The 20,655-nt window shown below is 67.2% G+C and carries 18 protein-coding genes, 1 pseudogene and 1 riboswitch; of the genes and pseudogenes, 9 read left to right on the top strand and 10 right to left on the bottom strand.

Annotated features, from left to right (window positions below):
• Positions 1–15 precede the first annotated feature (15 nt).
• The 4 genes from Y710_RS05395 to Y710_RS05380 all read right to left on the bottom strand — a co-directional run bounded on the left by Y710_RS05395 (position 16) and on the right by Y710_RS05380 (position 4,242).
• The gene (locus tag Y710_RS05395; RefSeq protein ID WP_006895299.1) at positions 16–1,134 is read right to left on the bottom strand and encodes a glycosyltransferase family 4 protein; all 1,119 of its coding nucleotides are present in this window, start codon (positions 1,132–1,134) and stop codon (positions 16–18) included.
• Positions 1,131–2,486 (bottom strand): peptidase MA family metallohydrolase, encoded by a 1,356-nt coding sequence (locus tag Y710_RS05390; RefSeq protein ID WP_231875682.1) that lies wholly within the window; start codon positions 2,484–2,486, stop codon positions 1,131–1,133. The genes Y710_RS05395 and Y710_RS05390 overlap by 4 nt, the downstream gene beginning before the upstream one ends.
• Before the next feature lie 45 nt (positions 2,487–2,531).
• Entirely contained in the window at positions 2,532–3,497 is a 966-nt protein-coding gene (locus Y710_RS05385) for a C40 family peptidase (protein WP_045539826.1), read from the bottom strand.
• Between the two features lie 169 nt (positions 3,498–3,666).
• The gene (locus Y710_RS05380) at positions 3,667–4,242 is read right to left on the bottom strand and encodes a C40 family peptidase (RefSeq protein WP_006895296.1); all 576 of its coding nucleotides are present in this window, start codon (positions 4,240–4,242) and stop codon (positions 3,667–3,669) included.
• Positions 4,243–4,260: 18 nt separating this feature from the next.
• Positions 4,261–4,460: riboswitch (cyclic di-AMP (ydaO/yuaA leader) on the bottom strand.
• Between the two features lie 552 nt (positions 4,461–5,012).
• Between Y710_RS05380 and Y710_RS05370 the strand changes: the two genes are divergently transcribed.
• The 3 genes from Y710_RS05370 to Y710_RS05360 are packed head-to-tail and all read left to right on the top strand — an operon-like array spanning position 5,013 to position 7,872.
• Positions 5,013–6,773: a DEDD exonuclease domain-containing protein gene (locus tag Y710_RS05370; protein ID WP_062366676.1), complete on the top strand. Its 1,761-nt coding sequence runs from the start codon at positions 5,013–5,015 to the stop codon at positions 6,771–6,773.
• Between the two features lie 32 nt (positions 6,774–6,805).
• The gene (locus tag Y710_RS05365) at positions 6,806–7,084 is read left to right on the top strand and encodes an Lrp/AsnC family transcriptional regulator (protein ID WP_006895293.1); all 279 of its coding nucleotides are present in this window, start codon (positions 6,806–6,808) and stop codon (positions 7,082–7,084) included.
• Positions 7,081–7,872: an AraC family transcriptional regulator gene (locus Y710_RS05360; protein ID WP_062366674.1), complete on the top strand. Its 792-nt coding sequence runs from the start codon at positions 7,081–7,083 to the stop codon at positions 7,870–7,872. The genes Y710_RS05365 and Y710_RS05360 overlap by 4 nt, the downstream gene beginning before the upstream one ends.
• Before the next feature lie 2 nt (positions 7,873–7,874).
• Here Y710_RS05360 and trpD read toward each other — a convergent pair whose 3' ends face one another.
• Together trpD and Y710_RS05350 are read right to left on the bottom strand one after the other, a co-directional pair.
• Entirely contained in the window at positions 7,875–8,963 is a 1,089-nt protein-coding gene (gene trpD / locus Y710_RS05355) for an anthranilate phosphoribosyltransferase (protein ID WP_062366672.1), read from the bottom strand.
• Positions 8,964–9,018: 55 nt separating this feature from the next.
• Complete coding sequence (locus Y710_RS05350) at positions 9,019–9,483, bottom strand: hypothetical protein (protein WP_006895290.1); 465 nt, start codon at positions 9,481–9,483, stop codon at positions 9,019–9,021.
• A 170-nt stretch (positions 9,484–9,653) separates the two neighbouring features.
• Between Y710_RS05350 and Y710_RS05345 the strand changes: the two genes are divergently transcribed.
• The 5 genes and pseudogenes from Y710_RS05345 to Y710_RS19050 all read left to right on the top strand — a co-directional run.
• Positions 9,654–10,265, top strand: coding sequence for an aa3-type cytochrome oxidase subunit III (locus Y710_RS05345; protein ID WP_039866941.1), 612 nt, complete (start codon positions 9,654–9,656; stop codon positions 10,263–10,265).
• A gap of 81 nt (positions 10,266–10,346) precedes the next feature.
• Complete coding sequence (locus Y710_RS05340; protein ID WP_062366670.1) at positions 10,347–11,249, top strand: cytochrome bc1 complex diheme cytochrome c subunit; 903 nt, start codon at positions 10,347–10,349, stop codon at positions 11,247–11,249.
• A complete protein-coding gene (locus Y710_RS05335; protein ID WP_062366668.1) occupies positions 11,246–12,397 on the top strand; it encodes a cytochrome bc1 complex Rieske iron-sulfur subunit in 1,152 nt (383 codons plus the stop codon). The genes Y710_RS05340 and Y710_RS05335 overlap by 4 nt, the downstream gene beginning before the upstream one ends.
• Positions 12,394–14,013, top strand: coding sequence for a cytochrome bc1 complex cytochrome b subunit (locus Y710_RS05330; protein WP_006895286.1), 1,620 nt, complete (start codon positions 12,394–12,396; stop codon positions 14,011–14,013). The genes Y710_RS05335 and Y710_RS05330 overlap by 4 nt, the downstream gene beginning before the upstream one ends.
• Before the next feature lie 457 nt (positions 14,014–14,470).
• Positions 14,471–14,869 (top strand): annotated as a pseudogene (locus Y710_RS19050) (helix-turn-helix domain-containing protein); the annotation flags it as partial.
• 144 nt (positions 14,870–15,013) lie between these two features.
• Here Y710_RS19050 and Y710_RS05325 read toward each other — a convergent pair.
• Genes Y710_RS05325 through Y710_RS05315 form a run of 3 tightly spaced genes read right to left on the bottom strand, consistent with a single transcriptional unit; the run spans position 15,014 to position 17,172 of the window.
• Complete coding sequence (locus Y710_RS05325) at positions 15,014–15,565, bottom strand: GNAT family N-acetyltransferase (protein ID WP_062366666.1); 552 nt, start codon at positions 15,563–15,565, stop codon at positions 15,014–15,016.
• A gap of 41 nt (positions 15,566–15,606) precedes the next feature.
• On the bottom strand, positions 15,607–16,023 hold the full coding sequence (locus tag Y710_RS05320; protein ID WP_006895284.1) for a cytochrome c oxidase subunit 4: 417 nt from the start codon (positions 16,021–16,023) through the stop codon (positions 15,607–15,609).
• Positions 16,024–16,029: 6 nt separating this feature from the next.
• The gene (locus Y710_RS05315; RefSeq protein WP_006895283.1) at positions 16,030–17,172 is read right to left on the bottom strand and encodes an aa3-type cytochrome oxidase subunit II; all 1,143 of its coding nucleotides are present in this window, start codon (positions 17,170–17,172) and stop codon (positions 16,030–16,032) included.
• A gap of 310 nt (positions 17,173–17,482) precedes the next feature.
• On the opposite strand from Y710_RS05315, the gene asnB reads away from it, so the two are divergent.
• Entirely contained in the window at positions 17,483–19,408 is a 1,926-nt protein-coding gene (gene asnB, locus Y710_RS05310) for an asparagine synthase (glutamine-hydrolyzing) (protein ID WP_045539468.1), read from the top strand.
• A 271-nt stretch (positions 19,409–19,679) separates the two neighbouring features.
• Here the strand turns inward: asnB and Y710_RS05305 are convergent, their stop codons facing one another.
• The gene (locus Y710_RS05305) at positions 19,680–20,651 is read right to left on the bottom strand and encodes a carbohydrate kinase family protein (RefSeq protein ID WP_045539470.1); all 972 of its coding nucleotides are present in this window, start codon (positions 20,649–20,651) and stop codon (positions 19,680–19,682) included.
• Between the last annotated feature and the right edge of the window lie 4 nt (positions 20,652–20,655).

Below are 20,655 nucleotides of genomic sequence, written 5' to 3'. Positions count from 1 at the left end.
ACCGGACGGCGCTCGTCACAGCAGCCGCATGAGGCGCGCGGCCTGCATCTTCCACTGCCAGTTCTCCACTGCCCATTCGCGTCCGGCCTCCCCCATCGCCGCAGCGAGCCGCGGTGAGGAGAGGATCTCGACGATCGCCCCGGCGACGGCGGCCCGGTCACGGCCGTCGACGACGGTGCCCGTCAGGCTCTCGCGCACCGTCTCGGGCGCCCCGCCCGAGTCGCCCGCCACCACCGGCACACCGCTGGCCGAGGCCTCGAGAAAGACGATGCCGAGGCCTTCCACGTCGAGGCCGCCGCCCCGGGTGCGGGTCGGCATGGCGAATACGTCGGCCATCGCGTGGTGCATCGGCAGTTCCGCGGCGGGGACGCCGCCGGTGAAGGTCACCGAATCCATCACGCCGTTCTCCTCGGCGAGCCGGTGCAGCGCATCGGCGTAGGGACCGCCGCCGACGATCATCAGCCGCGCGTCGGGAATTGCGTCACGGATCGCGGGCCACGCCCTGATCAGCATGTCCTGGCCCTTGCGCGGCACGAGCCGCGACAGGCAGAGCACTGTGGGTGCGTCGCCCAGTCCGTAGCGCTCCCGCAGCACGCGCCGCGCCGTGGAGTCCGGCGCGAACCGGTCGACGTCCACTCCGCAGGAGACGTACTCGAGCGATGCCCGCGGGCCGAAGGCCGCCGCGAACCGGCCGCGGGTGTAGCGGCTGACGTAGGTGATCGCGTCGGTGTGGTCGCCGATGTACCGGAGTACCTGGCGGGCGCCGGGCAGCATCGACCACCCGACCTCGTGACCGTGTGTGCTCGCGACGATCCGCCGAGCCCCGGCCTTCCGGAGCTTGGGCCCGAGGACCGCGAGCGGAGCCGCCGCGCCAAACCAGACTGTGTGAACATCGTTGTCGCGCACGAGATTCGCGGCCCTTCGCAGCACTCCGGGAGTCGGCAGCATCAGGCTCGTGGGATGGCGGACGATCCGGTACGGAGCCGCGCAGTCGTACTCCTCGCAGCCCCGCCACGTCGGCGCGTAGACGATGACGTCCTCCGGCGGGAGGAAGGCGATCAGGTTCTCCAGGTACGACTGGATGCCGCCCGGCCGAGGCGGGAAGTCGTTGGTGACAAGCAGCGTTCGTCTCACCGGCGCACCTGGGTGCGCAGCCACGCCCGCCAGTCGGCGACCACCGTCGACTTGTCGGCACCCAGCGCGTCCTTCATCGCGTCGTCGGTGGTGGAGGTGTCTCCGCCCTTGCCGACACCGATGTACATCTTCTTGAGCTTCTCCTCGCCGAACTTCTGGCCGACGAAGGCCGCGAACGACCACGCCTCCTGATAGGCGATCCGGGCCGCGTCCGAGTCGACGGAGAACGACCCGTCCGAGGGCAGCGCCTTCGGAACGTCGCCAGCGGCCACGGCAGCGGCCAATTCCGGTGCGGCGTCGACGAAGTCCCGGTAAGTGCCCTTGCGGCCCACGTACTCCGGAACGCCCTCGGTGAGCCACAGCGGCGCGTTCTCGGCGGTGTTGAGCCGCGAGGCGACGTGCGTGAGCTCATGGCGGATCACGACGGCGAGCGCCGGCTTCGACAGGGCACGGGCGGCGGGCGTGAGCACGATCCGCTGTCCCACCACCTGCTGATTCTGACGATCGATCATGGTGTACACGGTGGCGGCCGCGGCAGCTGAGGTGTCGACCGGAACGGTCCTCGTGAGTCCGGAGAACTGAGCGCCGTCGGCGGTGGAGATCACCGCGATCCGCCGAACCCAGTCGTCGCCCCAGAACTTCGATACCTCATCCACCGCAGCGGGCAGGATTTCGGCGACCTGAGCCGCGGTCTTCTCCGCGCCCCGGTAGCACAGAACCGTCGAGGTCCCCCCGGAGGTGCGCACGTCGTTCGCCGACAGCCCCGGAAACGCCCACGGTCCCACCTCGGGTGCCTTCGGATTCTCGCGTGAAGCCTGCGACGGGTCGGGCGCCAGGCCACCGTCGCCGACGACTTTCCAGTCGTCGCCGTATCGCGCGAAGGTCAGGCTCTGGTGGAGGGTCACCGTCGGTTCGTCGAGTCCAGGCGACGACGCGCCACCCAGCGCGTAGTCGAGATCGACGGGCGTCACCCAACTGTCGGAGGCGCCGGCCGCCTCGAGCTTCGCCTCGAAATCCGGTTCGAGAAGGTGCTCCGGACCGGTCTGAGGCGCCACTCGATAGCGGAATTCCTTGAGTTTGAGCGGCTTTCCCACCGGCGCCGATGCGAAATCGGCAGCCACGGCGTCGAGCCGATGCCGGAACTCGACGGTGGCGGCCGGATCGATGAGTTCGGACAGACCTCTGCGGTCGCCGTTGCGCAGCGTCGACGACAGTTGGTCGAGCAGGGCGGTGACGCCGTCGTAGCGCTGCTGTTCGAACGGGTTCAGCGGCGTCGTCGCGACCGTCGGAGACGAAGAGGCCGATGGGTGATCGGCAACGGAGCCACAGGCGGTGAGCGACGCGGCAGTCACGGCCGCCAAGACAGTGGCCGCGATCGCGGCACGCTGGGGGCGCACTCAGTACCGTCGCGCGGAGTTGTACGGGCCGGCCTTGTCGATCGGCACCACCGCGACCGGCACACCGAAGGTCGATGCGTGCACCACGTAACCGTCGCCCACATACATCCCGACGTGCGTGGCATCCGGGTAGTAGATGATCAGATCTCCCGGCTCGAGGTCGTTGCGATCGACCGGGGTGCCGCCTGCGAGCTGAGCCTCACTGGTCCGCGGAATCGAACGTCCGGCCTGCTTATAGGCCCACAGCATCAGGCCGGAGCAATCGAACTGGTTCGGCCCGGTGGCGCCCCAGACGTACGGATCACCGATACGCGAGATCGCGGCCTGGACGGCCACGAGTTCCGGAGAGGTCCCCTTCGGCACGGCCCGGGGGTCGAAGTTGTACTTCGGCCCGCGCAGCGCGGCGAGCTGCTTGCCGGTCATCGACTGGTAGATGGCGCGGATCTGAACGGCTTCGATCTGCAGATTCGCCTGCTTGGCCTGCAGTTCACCGCGCTGCTTCTCCGAGGCGGCAATGGCCTGGGTCGCGGCTGCGGCGGTCTTCTCGGCCTCCGATTTGGCGGCCTTGGCCTCGCGTGCGGTCTTCACCACCGACCGCAGGTCGGCAGCCGACTGGCGGGACATCACTTCCAGACCCGACATGTTGTCGAGGAGATTCTGGGGCGAATCGCTCACCAGCATCGCGTAGAGGCGGTTGATGCGAGCTCCGCGGTAGCTGACGCGCGCGAGGGCGTCCACCTTCTTCTGGGCCGCGTCCATCTGGCCCTGCATCGCGGTGAGCTGATGGGCCGCCTTGTCGGCCTTGCGTCGTTCGACGGCGACGATGCGGCGCTGCTTGTCGTACTCGACCTGCGCGGCGTTCATCGCCTCGGAGGTCTTCTCGGCGTTCACCGAGAGCGAGCGGTACTTCGAGAGCAGTTGGTCGGGGGTGCGCGCCGGGTCGGCTGACACGGGGGCCCCGACCATGATCGTCGACGCGGACACGGCTGCCAGCCCGAAGGCGGCCGCCCGTCTGAGCGTCCGGGACGTTCGACTCTTCAACACCACTCGCACTCGATCCTTCATACCCGTGAGGGCGGGCCGGCGCACATCACGCCGTCCCGCCCTTCACCGAAGTTCAAACGGCAGTCGCTGCTCAGTAGCGGCGAATACCCGTCAGGTTCCACGCGTTCACCTTGTCGCGCTTCACCGGAACGCCCTCGGTGGACGAGTGGACGAAGATTCCATTGCCGGCGTAGATGCCTGCGTGGCCGCCGCCGTTGAAGATCAGGATGTCGCCGGGCTGGGCCTGTGCCAGCGATGCGACGGGGGTGCCGCCGCCGAGCTGACCGTAGCTGTCGCGCGGGATGATCTTCCCGGCCTGCTTGTAGGCCCACGAGGTCAGACCCGAGCAGTCGAAGGCGTTGGGGCCGGCCGCACCGTAGACGTACGGCGCGCCGATCTTGGACTCCGCGTAGCGCAGCGCCTTCTTGGCGCGCACCTGCTGCGGGGTGCCGATGTCCAGGCTCGGGGCCTGCGGGGCCTTCGGCACCAGGTTCTGCGGCAGTCCCGGAACGTCGAAGGTGCCGACGTTCGGAACGGTCACCGGAGTGGCATGTGCGGGAGCTGCGGCGAACGCCAGCGATCCGCCGATGGCGATCGAGCCGGCGAGCACTGCGGACTTGGCGGCCTTACGGCCGGCACTGGTCTGCTCCAAACTATGTTTGCCCACGAAAACACGTACTCCTTGTTGTTCTCCCTTATCGCCGACCGGGTTAGCTGTCGGGTTCGGGCCGGAAGAGATGGACCCTACGCAGGCAGAAAGAAGCCCGAAGCTTCAATCCTTGTGCGATTCACCCCAATCCGCACGCACGATTCGCATCGGTCGCACGGAGGAAGTGGTTCCCCGGTTCGCCCCCGTTGGTGAGGGCGATTAGGCGATGACCCACCGGGCACCCGGACTGCTCCGGGACATCCCTGACTGGAAGGTCTCGGAAAGATTACGAAACCCTGACAGCGATGTCCACCGGCCCGCCGTAGGCGCGCCGTCCGCTACCGGCTCACACGGCGCGGAGGCCACCCGGCCACGACTCCCGGAAAGTGTCATCACCTGCGACGACACCCCGTTTGGCCGCACCCGCGACCTCAGGGGAGATCAATTCTGTGTCAGCGAACACATCGATCGCGTCGGCGAGTTCGGCACCGGCGGGGTCAGTGTTCTCCATGACCCCATAACCGCTGGTGGGCGGACCGAAGAAGACCTGCATCATGCAGTCGCCGCAGGCTCGCGCTCGCATCGGACACCGCGCACAGTCAATTTTCATGTGATCTGCCTCTCATCATCTCGGTGGAGACGGCGAAACCGGGCAATCACGTTGTCCGCGACCCGAAGACGTCTCGTCGCCGTCGACCTCGGGTGGAGACTACGACGCCCCTACGACATCTCCGTCCGCCGAAGCGCGTCGGGCCGGGGCTGTCAGAGCCCCGCCGTACGGTTCGGCCATGACCGTCGAACAGCTGTCGTTCGCCGACCTTCCCGAGGCCGACGAGTTCACCTCCGCTCCGTTGCGGGAGACCACCTTCGTGGTGGTCGACCTCGAGACCACGGGCGGGAGTCCGGAGAACGACCGCATCACGGAGATCGGTGCGGTCAAGATCCGTGGAGGCGAAGTGCTCGGCGAGTTCGCGACGCTGGTCGACCCCGGGCGCGCGATCCCGCCGCAGATCGTCGCCCTCACCGGAATCACCACCGCCATGCTCTACGACGCGCCAGCCGTCGAGGCGGTGCTGCCGTCCTTCGTCGAGTTCGCCCGCGGGTGCGTCCTGGTGGCGCACAACGCCCGCTTCGACATGGGGTTCCTGCGGAGGAGCGCTGCCCGAGCGGGCCTGCCGTGGCCGTTCTCCGCGTCCCTGTGCACTGTGGTGATGGCCCGACGGATTCTGAGCAGGCAGGAGGCGCCGAGCGTCAAACTCTCCGCGCTGGCCGATCTGTTCGACGTCTCGGTCCGGCCGACCCACCGTGCGCTGGACGACGCCCGTGCCACGGTCGACGTCTTCCATCGACTTCTGGAGCGCGTCGGCGACCAGGGGGTGCGAACGGTGGGCGATCTGACCACGTATCTGCCCCGGGCGACGCCGGCGATGCGCGCCAAACGCACGATGGCGTCCGGGCTCCCCCATCGGCCGGGCGTCTACCTCTTCCGCGGTCCGTCGGAGGAGGTCCTATATATAGGTACCGCCGTCGACCTCCACCGTCGCGTCTCCGGGTACTTCAACGGAAGCGACACCCGCACCCGGATCGCCGAGATGGTCTCACTCGCGACCCGCGTCGATCACGTCGAGTGCGCTCACGCGCTGGAGGCCGGGGTCGCCGAACTGCGACTTCTCGGGGTCCACAAGCCGTCCTACAATCGCCGCTCCCGCAATCCGCAGCGGGGCTGGTGGATCACCCTGACCGCCGAGCGCTTCCCGCGCCTCAAGGTGTCGCGCACGCCGGGGACCGAATCGCTCGGGCCGGTGACGAGCCGGGCGGTCGCGCTGGAGGTGGCGGACGTCCTCTCCGGGGCGGCGGGGCTGCGGACGTGCGGCGCCGACCTGAAGAAGGCGAGCCACCACTGGTGTGAGGGGCCGACGGAGGCGGGACGACTGCCGGATCCGCTCGTCGCGACGCTGCCGGGAACGTGCCGCGCCGCCAGTGACCGCCCGCAGACGCTGCCGGACTACCTCTGCCGAGTCGAGGCCGTACGCGACCTGATCTCGGGACGGTCCGACTCGCTTCTCGCGGTTCTGCGCGAACGCGTCGAGTACCTGGCCCAGCAGCGCCGGTTCGAGTCGGCGGCCCGGGCGCGCGACCGACTGTCGGCGACCATCGAGACCCTCGCCCGGACGCAGCGGCTCGCGGCGGTGGCGCAGCGGCCGGAGGTCGTGGGCGCACGGCCCGACGGTGCCGGCGGCTGGGAGCTGAGCGTCGTCAGATACGGGCGCCTGGCCGGCTCCGCGCACGCGGCTCGCGGCGTGGCCCCGATGGCGGTCGTCGAACGACTCAGAGCCGCGTCCACGACCGTGTTGCCCCCTGCCGACGACAGCGGACCGCTCGCCGGTGCGCCTGCCGAGGAGACGGCGCTGATCGAGCGATGGCTGTACGAGTCCGGTACGCGGTTGGTCGACGTGAGCGACCAGCTCTCACTGCCGATCGGCGCAGCCGAGCGCTGGCGCGACTTCGCACGCATCGCGCGATCGGCGCGCGAGGCGACGAGTCGCTAACGGCCTGGCGGCAAGCCACTAGAGTCGAGCCCATGATCACCGCCATCGTTCTCATCGGAGCCGACATCCATCAGATCCCCGAGACGGCCCAGGCCGTCGCCGAGATCCCGGGCGTCACCGAGGTGTACTCGTGCGCCGGCGACGTGGACCTGATCGCCAAGGTCCGGGTGCGCAATCACGAGGAGATCGCCTCGGTGGTGACCGGCGCCATCAACCGTCTTCCCGGTGTCCGCACGAGTGCCACGCACATCGCGTTCCGCAGTTACGCCAGCGCCGAGGTGGAGGGCGGGTTCTCGATCGGCGAGGCGTGACGCGCCCCGATGTCCCGTCCGACCGAGGCGTCCTGCGCCCCGAGTCGCTTCCCGAGTTCCATCGACTTCCCGCCATCGGCGCGACGGCCGACCTGGTCCGGTGGTTCTGGATCTGCCGCTGGCAGCTGCCGACCGGCCGTGTCAGCCGCCAGGAGGTCATCGGCTTCGGCGCCCTGAATCTGGTGGTTCAGCACGATCACGTCGTGGTGGCCGGTGCGACCACCCGGATCAGTCATCGGGACCTGGCAGGAACAGGATGCGCCGTGGGAGCACTCCTGCGGCCCGCGGCCGCAGGAGCACTCCCCATCCGTCCCGCCGAACATCTCGACACCGTCACCGTGGTGTCCGCACCGGACCTGCACGCCGCGGTGAGCACCGAGATGACCACTGGAATGGGCTCCCCGCCCGACCCCGCGGCCGCTGCCGAGACGGTGGGACGTTGGCTGCGGGCTCGCGCGTCGCTCACCGACGAGGCGCTGCTCGCGAACCGCGCGGTGACCGCGCTCGAGTCCGACCCCGCTCTGATCCGGGTCGATCAATCGGCCGAACTCTTCGGGATCAGCGAACGGACCCTGCAGCGCCTCACCGCCAAGTACGTCGGCCTGTCACCGGCGGCGTTGATCCGCCGCCGTCGACTGCAGGAGGCGGCGCACCGCGTCCGGACACGGCCGGACGAATCCCTCGCCGAGATCGCCGCCGAGCTCGGCTACACCGATCACGCCCATATGACACGCGACTTCGCCTCGGTGCTCGGGTTCACCCCGAGCCGCTACCGCGCGGGAGGGTGAGATCAGCCGTGCTCGGCGGCGAGGCGGTTGCTGACCTGCGCCCAGCGCGACAGCAGGTCCGCCGCCCCGCCCGAGTCGATCACCGCCTCGACCCTCGCGAGAGCATCGCGCATCGCCGCGATGAACTCCTCCTGAGTGAACATCTCGTCCTGTTCGAAGGCGACCACAGCGGCCGCGGCGTTGAGGACCACCGCGTCACGCACCGCACCGCGGGCACCGGCGAACATCTCACGGGCGATCTGCGCGTTGACCGAAGCGTCTCCGCCCTGCAGGGCTGACAGCTCGACGAGATCGATTCCGAGATCTCGGGGATCGAGGGTCAGTTCGCGGGAACGGCCGCCGATGATCTGCCACACGGTGGAGGTGGTGGTGGTCGTCAACTCGTCGAGACCGTCGTCGCCTCGAACCAGAAGCACCCGGTTGCCGCGCTCTGCGAAGGCCTGCGCCAGCACCGGCGCGAGGTCGGAGAAGGCGCAGCCGATGAGTCCGGCTTCCGGCGACGCCGGATTCGTCAGCGGCCCGAGCACGTTGAAGACCGTCGGAATGCCGATCTGGCTGCGCGGCGGTCCTGTGAAGCGGAAGGCCGGATGAAAGACCGGCGCGAAGCAGAAGCCGATACCGAGTTCCTCGACGCACTGCTGGACCGCGGCGGGCGGCAGCGTGATCGCGACGCCGAGCGCCTCGAGCACGTCGGCTCCGCCGCTCTTCGACGAGGCCGCACGGTTCCCGTGCTTCACCACTGGAACACCGAGAGCGGCCACGACCACCGATGTCATCGTGGAGATGTTGACGGTGTGGGAGCGGTCGCCCCCGGTCCCGACGATGTCGACCGCCGACCCCGACACCTCGATGCGGTTCGCGAGTGCGAGCATCGCCTCCGACAGCCCTCGCAACTCCGACGACGAGGCGCCCTTCATTTTGACGCCGACACCGAACGCGGCGATCTGTGCGCCGGTCGCCGCGTCGGACATGATCTCGCGCATCGCCCACGCCGCCTCGTCCACCGTCAGATCGACCCGATCGGTCACTTTGCCGAGTACATACGGCCAGGTGTAAGCGTTCTCGGCGGCAGTCACGTCGTCAGCAGTCACGCGAACCACCCTAACGGCAGCCTCCCGGACGCGTCAGCGGAGTATCCGCCGCAGTTCAGCGACGGGGCGCACCGGCTTCCCCGGCACCCGCCGGCCGCAGCACCGCCCAACCGACGACGGCCCCCTCCGCGCGCGAGACCATGCTCGCGATGCGGGCCCGCTCCCGAGAGAGCGCCACCGCATCCACCGGCATCACCCGAGCAAGCGCGAGGGTCGTCAGCGCGTCGTCCGCTGCGTCGGGCCCCGCAGCCACCACACGCTCATCCACCGGACTCTCGTCGACCGCGTAACCGTCCGCACCGACACGCTCGAGGACCCCGCCGACCGCCGAGGCGGGCAGTCGCACCACATGCCGCAGAACCACCGCCTCGGTCGAGGCGAACCCCGCCTGCGCCAATGCCACCGAACTCGCGACCGTCTCGTCGGTGCCGGAGACGACCACCCGCAGATCCGGATCGCCCACCACGGGCTCGGGTGCGCGCGCGGCGTCACTGCGCCAGGGCAGCTTCCACGAGACCATCACGCCACCTCACGCCATATCGTCATGGCGTCCACCGTAAACCCTCATCCTGGTCTCAGGACACGCCGGTAGACTCGTCGTCATCGGCTCTACCTGCGGAAAGCAGGCGACTTCGAGCAATTTTCCGACCCGGGTGGTCAACGGTTACTACGAACCGTCATACTTCTCTTGTGACTAGCGCTGTGGGTAACTCAGAAACCGCCATCACCTCACGCGTGCACTCGCTGAACCGTCCGAACATGGTCAGCGTCGGCACCATCGTGTGGCTGTCGAGCGAATTGATGTTCTTCGCTGGCCTCTTCGCGATGTATTTCGTCGCTCGGGCCAATGCATCGGACGGCTGGCCGCAGCCCCCGACACATCTGAACCTCTGGCTCGCCGTGCCGGTGACCACGGTTCTGATTCTCAGTTCGTTCACCTGCCAGGCAGGTGTCTTCGCCGCCGAGCGCGGCGACGTGTACGGCCTTCGTCGCTGGTACACGCTGACCCTGCTGATGGGCACCTTCTTCGTGTGCGGCCAGGCCTACGAGTACTACTCGCTCATCAACGAGGGCACCACGCTCTCGTCGAGCGCATACGGGTCGGTCTTCTACATGGCGACCGGTTTCCACGGCATGCACGTCATCGGCGGTCTCCTCGCTTTCGTCTTCCTCCTCATCCGCACACGCCTGTCGAAGTTCACTCCGGCGCAGGCGACAGCTGCGATCGTCGTCTCGTACTACTGGCACTTCGTCGACGTGGTGTGGATCGCGCTGTTCGTCGTCATTTACTTCATCCGGTAGCCCCCGGCGGCCGAAGAACCGGCCGGCCCGCCGGACCGGTTCACATACATTCAGTCCAAACCGCTTAGTAGAGAGTCACAGATGAGATCATCTCCACCGAGTTCGCCGGAAGACCGCGACCCGTCCGATGAAAACAACGACGCCGCGCGCGCTAAGCGGCGTCGCAAGCTCCGTCGCCGAGCCAGCGGCACCATCTTCCTTCTGCTTGGCCTGATCGCCACCGGCATCATCGCCGCATTGATCTCGCCCAAGCCGCAGGTCGCGACCGCCGACGACAAGAGCGCGAGCTCCGTCGCCGCAGGCAAGCAGCTGTACGACACCTCCTGCATCACCTGCCACGGCGCCAACCTCGAGGGCGTCCGGGACCGCGGTCCGTCGCTCATCGGCGTCGGTGACGCCGCGGTGTACTTCCAGGTCTCCAGCGGCCGCATGCCGGCCTCGCGCAACGAGGCTCAGGCGCAGCGCAAGCCCGCCAAGTTCACTGAGGCTCAGATCGACCAGCTCGGCGCCTACATCCAGGCGATGGGCGGCGGTCCGTCGGTCATGTACGAGAAGGACGCCGACGGCAACATCAAGTACAAGGACGGCTTCCCCGTCCTCGCGATGGACTCGCTGCGCGGCACCGACATCGGCCGCGGTTCGGAGCTGTTCCGTCTCAACTGCGCCTCCTGCCACAACTTCACCGGTCGTGGCGGCGCTCTCTCGGGCGGTAAGTTCGCTCCCCCGCTGACGGACGTCAACCCGCAGCAGCTCTACACCGCGATGCTCACCGGACCGCAGAACATGCCCAAGTTCTCGAACCGTCAGCTGTCGGTGGACGAGAAGAAGAACATCATCGGCTACGTCCGTTACGTGGACACCGCCAACCCCAGCGGCGGTTACGGACTGGGCGGTTTCGGTCCGGTCTCTGAGGGCATCGTCATGTGGGTTGTCGGCGTGACGGCGGTCGTCGCCGGCGCAATGTGGATTGGATCACGAAATTGAGCGACACGAGTAAGGACGTCCCGTCCGACGACGAGCTCGCCGCAATGTCTCGCGACGAGAAGGTCCGTCTCGGTACCAACCTCGACGGAGTGGAGATCATCCACCGCGCCGAGCGTTTCCCCGAGCCGGGCACGAAGGCCGAGAAGCGCGCCGAGTTCGCTGTCGCGATCTGGTTCGTGCTGGCAGGCCTCTTCGCCATCGCCGGCTTCGCGCTGTTCATCTGGAATGAATGGCAGTTCCGCATGCCGGACGAGTCGGGCTACTGGGCTTACACCCTGTACACGCCTCTGCTCGGCGTTACCTTCGGTCTCTCGATCCTGTCGTTCGGATTCGGCGTCGTTCAGCTGACCAAGCGGTTCATCCCGGCCGAGATCTCGGTGCAGGATCGTCACGACGGAGGTTCGGCGGACGTCGACAAGCAGACCATCGTCGCTGAACTCGACGACACGCTGGAGACCTCCACCCTCCCCCGCCGCAAGATGATCATCGGTTCGGCGGTCTTCGGCCTCGGCGCATTGTCGGTGGCCGGCGGCGTCGCCGCGATCGGCGGCTTCATCAAGAACCCGTGGGCCAAGGGCGACGACGCTCCCCTGTGGCACACCGGTTGGTCGCCGATCTACAATGAGACCAAGGGCGAGACCGTCTTCCTGCGCCGCGACACCGGCAACCCGTACCAGGTGGCCCTGGTCCGACCGGAGGACCTCGACGCCGGCGCCATGGAGACCGTCTTCCCGTGGCGCGTCTCCGACGGCTACGGCGAGACCGAGGAGTCCCGCCACAAGCTGCTCGAGGGTCTTCGCGCGGTCCGCAACCCCGTCATGCTGATCCGCCTGCGTCCGGCCGACGCCGAGCGCGTCATCAAGCGCAAGGGCCAGGAGAGCTTCAACTACGGCGACTACTACGCCTACACGAAGGTCTGCAGTCACCTGGGTTGCCCGACCTCGCTGTACGAGCAGCAGACCAACCGGATCCTCTGCCCGTGCCACCAGTCGCAGTTCAACGCCCTCGAGTACGGCAAGGCGGTCTTCGGACCGGCCGCACGTGCGCTGGCGCAGCTGCCCATCAGTGTTAACAACCAGGGCTACATGGTCGCCAACGGCGACTTCATCGAGCCCGTCGGACCGGCATTCTGGGAGCGTAAGTCATGACGATCGCTGACCGCCTCGCCACGCAGGCAGAAGAGGTCGACTCGCGGTACCACCTCGCGGCCGGTATGCGTCGACAGATCAACAAGGTCTTCCCCACCCACTGGTCGTTCCTGCTGGGCGAGATCGCGCTGTACAGCTTCATCATCCTGTTGCTGTCCGGTACGTACCTGACTCTGTTCTTCGACCCGTCGATGGCTCACGTCATCTACGACGGCGCCTACCAGCCGCTCAACGGCGTCACCATGAGTCGCGCGTACGAGACCACGCTGAACCTCTCCTTCGAGGTCCGCGGCGGACTCTTCGTTCGCCAGATCCACCACTGGGCGGCCCTGCTGTTCGCCGCGTCGATCATCATCCACATGATGCGAATCTTCTTCACCGGCGCGTTCCGCCGCCCGCGTGAGGCGAACTGGGTCATCGGCTGCTTCCTGCTGCTGCTGGCGATGTTCGAGGGATTCTTCGGGTACTCGCTGCCGGACGACCTGCTCTCGGGCACCGGCGTTCGCGCCGCGATGTCGGGCATCGTCCTGGGCATTCCGCTGATCGGTACCTGGGTCCAGTGGGCCCTGTTCAGCGGCGACTTCCCGGGCGACATCATCATCCCGCGCCTGTACGTCCTGCACATCCTGATCTTCCCGGCCATCATCCTGGGTCTGATCGGTGCTCACCTGGCTCTGGTCTGGTACCAGAAGCACACGCAGTTCCCCGGCCCCGGCCGCACCGAGAAGAACGTCGTCGGCGTTCGCATCCTCCCGGTGTTCGCCGCCAAGGGCGGTGCCTTCTTCGCCATCATCACCGGCGTTCTCGCCCTGATGGCCGGCGTCTTCCAGATCAATGCGGTGTGGAACATCGGTCCGTACAACCCGGCGCAGGTCTCGGCGGGCTCGCAGCCCGACATCTACATGATGTGGACCGACGGCTTCGCCCGACTGATGCCGCCGTGGGAGCTCTACCTCGGCAACTACACGATCCCCGCGATCTTCTGGGTCGTTGTGGTCATCGGCGTGATCTTCGGCCTGCTCTTCACGTACCCCTGGATCGAGAAGAAGCTGACCGGCGACACCGCGCACCACAACCTGCTGCAGCGTCCGCGTGACACCCCGGTGCGCACGGCGGTCGGAGCGATGGCCCTGGCGTTCTACATCATCCTCACGGTGAGCTGTATGAACGACATCATCGCGCTGAAGTTCCACATCTCGCTCAACGCGACCACCTGGATGGGCCGCATCGGTCTGCTGGTGATCCCGCCGCTGGTGTACTTCATCGCGTACCGCTGGGCATTGTCGTTGCAGCGCAGCGACCGCGACGTCCTCGCACACGGCATCGAGACGGGCATCATCCGCCGCGAGCCCAAGGGCGAGTACATCGAGATCCACCAGCCGCTCGGACCGGTCGACGACCACGGTCACCCGATCCCGCTCCCCTACGAGGGTGCACCGCTGCCGAAGCGGATGAACAAGCTCGGCGCAGCGGGGTCGCCGGGTTCCGGCACCGTGCTGGTTCCGGACAGCGCCGAGGAGCAGGCGCTCAACGAGCGCATCGCTCACGAGCAGCACGAAGCGGAGAAGCAGGCGCTCATCGCCCTGCAGGAGAAGGGCGGCAAGGCCCTCGACTGATCCGCGCAGTCACCACGACGAAGGCCGTCTCGCACCAGCGAGACGGCCTTCGTCGTATCTGCGCTCCCCTCCCCCACCGGCGACGGTGCGCGCCCTCGATCGGTCGCCAAGCGACGGACCACGGCCGAGCTGGCGGCAGCCGAACGGGAACTGCGCAAGCGTCGCTCGCGGTCCCGGTGACCGCCGCCGAACTCGACGAGGTCGCCGACGCCGGCCGAGAATGAAGGCACGACTCGGTGTCGGCGCCCTCGGCTCTACCGTCGCCCGCCCGGCCGCGCCCGGAGATCTGGTGGCCGGCTGCGTGGTTCACAGCGACCGCGGATCGCAGGGCGGATTCGACTGGTCGCCGCAACACCTTGACTGTGGAGGTGTTTCAGCAGTGGCGACGAAGGACTGGTCTGCTAAGACGAGCGACGTTCCTGAAAGGGCTCGGCGGCAGTGGCGTCCAGATCGTGCGTTGCGCCCGCCGATACGCTCGCCCGGGCGGCCCGAGCCCTCTCGGGCGGTGCAGCGGCAGTTCTGCCTCTGATCGCGAAGGGCATCAACTAGGCCGAGGCGTCGTTGACGGTTGGCGTGTCCGTGCCGGTTGGCGTTCATTGGTTCCGTCACGCTGGCGGTATGCCACCGATCTCATTGGCCGCACCTACCGGCCGCTACCTGTCTTTCGCCGGACGTGAGGAGATCGCGCTCTTGCGCGCTAGACAGGTCGGGGTTCGTGAGATCGTACGCAGGATTGGCCGGGACTCCGGGGACGATCTCGCGTGAGTTACGCCGCAACGCGGCCACGCGCGCAGGGAAGCAGGAGTATCGGGCATTGGTGGCGCAGTGGAAAGCGCCGCAGGCGGCGAAGCGGCCGACGACGGCAAGCTCTCGCGCTCAACAACCGGCCCGCAAGAGCCTGGGCTGGAGAACCCCGGCAGAGGGCCTGCTCCGGAAGAACGTCCTCGATCGTCAGCCCCGGGCGCCCCGGAACGGGCCTACGAGGCCGTGGACGTCGAGTTCACCACACGTCCCCGCGGCGGAATTCGCAGATCAGCCGACCGTCCGTGTCGATCTCCGCGGTCTCAGGTGTCCGGAGGACCAGGACTGCGCCCTCATCGTCCGGGGTGGACTGTACCCCCGACTGTGTGAGGACGCCGAGCGGGCCGGACCACCGTTCCCAGCCGTGTCGAAGATACAGCCGGCGACCGTCGTCGGAGGCACCGAGTGCGCCGAAGTCGTACGCACGGGCGACGATTCCGTCCACCTGGTGCATCAGCGCATCGCCGATGCCGCGGCGGCGGTATGCGGCATCGACCGCCACCGCCTCCACATAGCCCGTCCGCAGAACCCTGCCGCCGGGCACATTCTCCCCTTGGACGATCAGCTGCCGTTGAACGACCGACGCGTGTCCCACCACCGCGTCGTCGGTACCGAACGCGATCACGTGGACGCCGCCGAGCGCATGGTCGAAGTCGTCGGCGCCGAAGTCCCCGTCGAAGGCATCGGCCAGGAATGCGAACAGCTGCCCGCGGAACGCCGCGGACAGCTCGTGAGAATGACGAAGCCGCACCCGGTTCTCGGGTGCGGCTTCGTGCGTCTGAGTGGAGACGATCAGTGCTTCTCGGGTCCGACGTGGTACTCGAAGACCAGTCCGGCGACCGTGCCGACGATGATCGGCACCAGACCGATGGCGAACCACCAGTTGGAACTCGCGAAACCGATGGCGAAGAGCGCTGCGCCGCCGGCGATCATGATCGGCCAGTAGCTGTGCGGCGAGAAGAAGCCGAGCTCACCGGCGCCGTCCTCGATCTCCGCCTCTTCGTAATCCTCCGGACGGATCTCCACGCGACGGGCCACGAACCGGAAGTAGGTGCCCGCGATGAGCGCCAGACCGCCGGAGAAGAACATGGCGGTCGCACCCGCCCATTCCACACCGGTCCGGTAGTAGAACGTCGCGACGGCGTAGATCACGCCCATCAGGATGAAGAAGAGGGCGAGGGCCTCAAAGACCCGTGCTTCGACCTTCATAGTTCCTTAAACCTCCGGGGTGCACTGGGCGATCGTGGTGTTGTTGGCATCGCCGAGGTTCTTCGGAGTGGTTCCGTTGGAGACACGGCGGGTGTCGAACGGAACCGTGGTGACCGACTCGGGAACCTGGCACACGGCCTTGAGCGCCTGAGCGTTGGTCGCCTCCGGGTGGGCCTGGCGGTACTTGATGTAGTTCGCGAAGGTCGTCGGGCTCACGGCGCGGACCTCGAAGTTCATCATCGCGTGGAACGTTCCGCACATCTCCGCACAGCGTCCGACGAAGGCGCCCTCGCGGTCGATCTCGGAGATCTGGAAGCTCGAGTCCTGGTGGTTCTGCTTCGGGAAGGGCATCACGTCGCGCTTGAAGAGGAACTCGGGAACCCAGAAGGAGTGCACGACATCCGCTGCTGCGAGATCGAACTGGATGCGCGTATTGGTCGGCAGCACCAGGATCGGAATCTCCGACGAGCTACCGAGGGTCTCGATCTTGTCGTAGCTCAGGTAGTCCCGGATCTCGGCCGAACGGCCGCCGGCGGCACCGAGGATCTCCTCCTGCTTGCCGTCCTCTTCGCGGTACTTGGCGATCTGGTCCTGGAAGGGAACGCCCTGCTTGGAGTCCGTCTTCGGGTTCACCAGCTGCTTGCCGTCGATGGTGACCGACTTGTAGCCGAACTTCCAGTTCCACTGGAAGGCGGTGACGTCCACGGCGACAGCCGGGTTCTCTTCCTTCTTCTCCACCGAGTTCTGAACGACGACGGTGAAGTAGAACATCACGGCGATCAGCACGAACGGGATCGCGGTGTACGCGAGTTCCAGCGGAACGTTGTATCCGGTCTGACGCGGAATCTCGTCCTCGGCGGTGCCGTTCTTCTTGCGGCGGTGGAAGGTGATGGTCCAGAAGATCAGACCCCACACCAGCACACCCATGGCCAGGGCGGCGATGACCGACCAGGTCCAGAAGGTGCGCATATCATGTGCCTCGGGAGTGACTCCCTCCGGCCAACCGAAACGCAGGGCCTCTTCAGCACTGCAGCCCGATGTCATCAGCACACCGACGCCGAGTACTGCGAGGCCACTCAGTCTCTTGATCGTGCGCGACGGAGATCCCTTCCGTCGCGTCGACGGCCGTACACCGTTCGTCAATTTCACGCCTTCCTGCTGGCAGGGAGCTGTTCTTCCAAGGCCTGCGGCGACGAGCAGACACTCCTCGACGCAATTCTTGCACCTAGTACTACGCAGCGTAGACCAACCCGACGAAGTCGTCGTGATTGGGGTTCGCTGTTTCGCCGATCATTTTTCGCGACCTGCGGATACGGCTTCGACCGGGGGTGATTCCGCCCTCGCCACGGTGCGCCGGAGTCGCGGCGGCCAGCGCATCTGCGGCATAGTGGAACGCGCTCACGGGCGCGGATCGCCGCCCGTCTGACCTGACAGTATCTGCGAAAGAGGCCCTGACACCGTGTGTGGCTTGCTCGGAATGCTCACCAGCGACGGTTCGGCGTCGTCCACCATCGACCTCGTCGCCTCGGCAGCGAGGTGCATGCGGCATCGCGGGCCCGACGACATGGGCACGTGGAACGACGGCGACCTCGTCTTCGGTTTCAACAGGCTCTCGATCATCGACATCGAACACTCGCACCAGCCGCTGCGATGGGGGCCGGCGGAGAACCCCGAACGCTATGCACTGGTGTTCAACGGAGAGATCTACAACTACCTGGAGATCCGTGACGAGCTGGCGCGCGACCACGACGCGCCGTTCCGCACCGAAGGGGACGGCGAGTCGATCGTCGCGGGCTTCCATTACTGGGGACCGGAGGTGGTCCGCAAACTGCGCGGCATGTTCGCCTTCGCGATCTGGGACACCCAGAACCGCGAGTTGTTCATCGCCCGTGACTCGTTCGGCATCAAGCCGCTGTTCCTGGCGACCAGCCCGCGGGGTACCGCCTTCGGATCGGAGAAGAAGAGCCTCCTGGAACTGCTCGACCGGCTCGACCTCGACCGCGAACTCGACGATCGCGCGATCGAGCACTACACCGTTCTCCAGTACGTCCCCGAGCCGGAGACTCTGCACCGCGACATCACCCGGCTGGAGTCCGGCTGTTACGCGACGCTCAAGCCGGGTGCCGCCCCGCAGACGACTCGCTATTTCGCACCTCGATTCCCGGTGCGCCCCTTCGCTCCGGGTGGCGAGCAGAAGCGCTACGACGAGATCGCCGACGTGCTGCGCGACTCGGTGGCCAAGCACATGCGCGCGGATGTCACCGTCGGGTCGTTCCTGTCGGGCGGCATCGACTCGACGGCGATCGCGGCGCTGGCGATCCAGCACAATCCCGACCTCATCACCTTCACCACCGGATTCGAACGGGAGGGCTACTCCGAGGTCGACGTCGCCGCGGAGTCGGCAGAGGCGATCGGCGCCCGCCACATCGTGAAGGTGGTCTCGCCGCGGGAGTTCATCGAGGCGCTCCCCCAGATCATCTGGTACCTCGACGACCCGGTCGCCGACCCCGCGCTGGTACCGCTGTACTTCGTCGCGGCCGAGGCCCGTAAGCACGTGAAGGTGGTGCTCTCCGGTGAGGGCGCCGACGAGTTGTTCGGCGGCTACACCATCTACAAAGAGCCGCTGTCGCTCAAGTCGTTCGACAAGCTGCCCGGCGGACTGCGGCGGCTGGCGGGCAAGGTGTCGGACAGAATCCCCGAGGGCACCCGGGGCAAGAGCCTCCTGCACCGCGGCTCGCTGACCCTCGAGGAGCGGTACTACGGCAATGCACGCAGCTTCGACGACGCCCGGCTGCGTGCGGTGCTGCGGAACTTCCGGCCCGAGTGGACACATCAGGACGTCACCGCACCCATTTACCGGATGAGCGAGGGAATGGACCCGGTGACGCGCATGCAGCACCTCGACCTGTTCACCTGGCTGCGCGGCGACATCCTCGTCAAGGCCGACAAGATCAACATGGCGCACTCGCTGGAACTGCGCGTTCCGTTCCTCGACAAGGAGGTGTTCGCCGTCGCCGAACGCCTCCCGTTCGAGGAGAAGATCAGCCACGGCACCACCAAGTACGCGCTGCGCAAGGCGCTCGAACAGATCGTTCCGCCGCACGTGCTGCATCGTCGTAAGCTCGGTTTCCCGGTCCCGCTGCGCCACTGGCTCGCCGGCACCGAGATGTACGACTGGGCGCGCGAGCTCATCTCCACGTCCGACACCGACCACGTCTTCGACAAGCGTTTCGTGATGCAGATGCTCGAAGAGCACCGGCGCGGCGAGGTCGACAACAGTCGGCGGATCTGGACCGTCCTCTGCTTCATGCTCTGGTACGGCATCTTCGTCGACGGAGCCATCGTCCCGGCGATCGAAGATCACGATTACCCGGTCCGCCTGTAGCTGACCGCCCGGTGGTCGAGCAGGCGGCCCGTCCCGCCTCCGCTGGTTGAGCGAGCGGCCCGTCCCGCCTCCGCTGGTTGAGCGAGCGGCCCGTCCCTGTTCCCGCTGGTTGAGCGAGCGGCCCGTCCCTGTTCCCGCTGGTTGAGCGAGCGAAGCGAGTCGAAACCCCGGTGACAATCGGCCGGTAGCAGAACCATCTGCTGCCGTCGGATGTCGCGTTGGTTTCGACTCGCTTCGCTCGCTCAACCAGCCTGAGTGGCGCGCCAGCCGCCTACAGAACGGTCTTGATCTCCGCAGCGGCGTCGGCGCCGTAGGCCTCGGTGAGTCGCTCGACGGCCACGTCGACGTTCCAGGTCCAGCCCTGGGTCGATTCCGATTCGAGCACCAGAGTGGCGACCATCGCACCGAGCTGTGCGGCCCGTTCGTAGCCGAGGCCGCGGGCGATGCCGGTCAGGAAGCCTGCGCGGAAGCCGTCGCCGACACCGGTCGGGTCCACCTGCTCGCGGACCGGCACCACGCCGACGTGGGTCGTGGTGCCGTCTCGCTCCACGATGTCGACACCACCGGCACCGAGCGTGGTGATACGGGTCCCGACGAGATCTGCCACCTGCGCGGCGTCGAGTCCGGTCTTCTGCTGCAGCAGGCCCCACTCGTACTCGTTGGTGAACAGGTACGCCGCGCCGTCGATCAGGTCGCGGGCGGCGGTGCCGTCGAGCCGCGCCAACTGCTGCGACGGGTCCGCGGCGAACGGGATCCCCTGCTCACGGCACGTCCGCGTGTGGCTGACCATCGCGTCGGGGTCATCGGCTCCGACGAGCACGAGGTCGGGGCGGCCGGTGGTGGCGAACAGCGCGGTGAGGTCGATGTCGCGGGCCTCGCTCATGGCTCCGGCGTAGAACGTGGCGAGCTGAGCCATGGTCTCGTCGGTGGTGCACATGAATCGCGCGGTGTGCTTGGACTGGGACCTCGTGACGCCGCGGCAGTCGACGCCGTGTCCGGACAGCCAGTTCTCGTAGTCGTCGAAGTCGGGACCGGCCGCCGCGACGAGCAGGGGCTTCTCCCCTAGCGAACCGATCGCGTACGCGATGTTGCCGCCGACGCCGCCCCGATGGACGACGAGGTCTTCGACGAGAAAGCTGAGCGAGATGTGCTCGAGCTGATCGGCTACGAGCTGATCGGAGAACTTTCCGGGGAACTTCATCAGATGGTCGGTCGCAAGCGACCCGCAGACGGCAATGAACATCTGT

The organism is Gordonia sp. QH-12 (assembly GCF_001578675.1).
In the GTDB taxonomy this organism is placed as follows: Bacteria; Actinomycetota; Actinomycetes; order Mycobacteriales; family Mycobacteriaceae; genus Gordonia; species Gordonia sihwensis.
The sequence above is the reverse complement of the archived record's forward strand: the minus strand, read 5'-3'. Positions and strand labels throughout refer to the sequence as shown.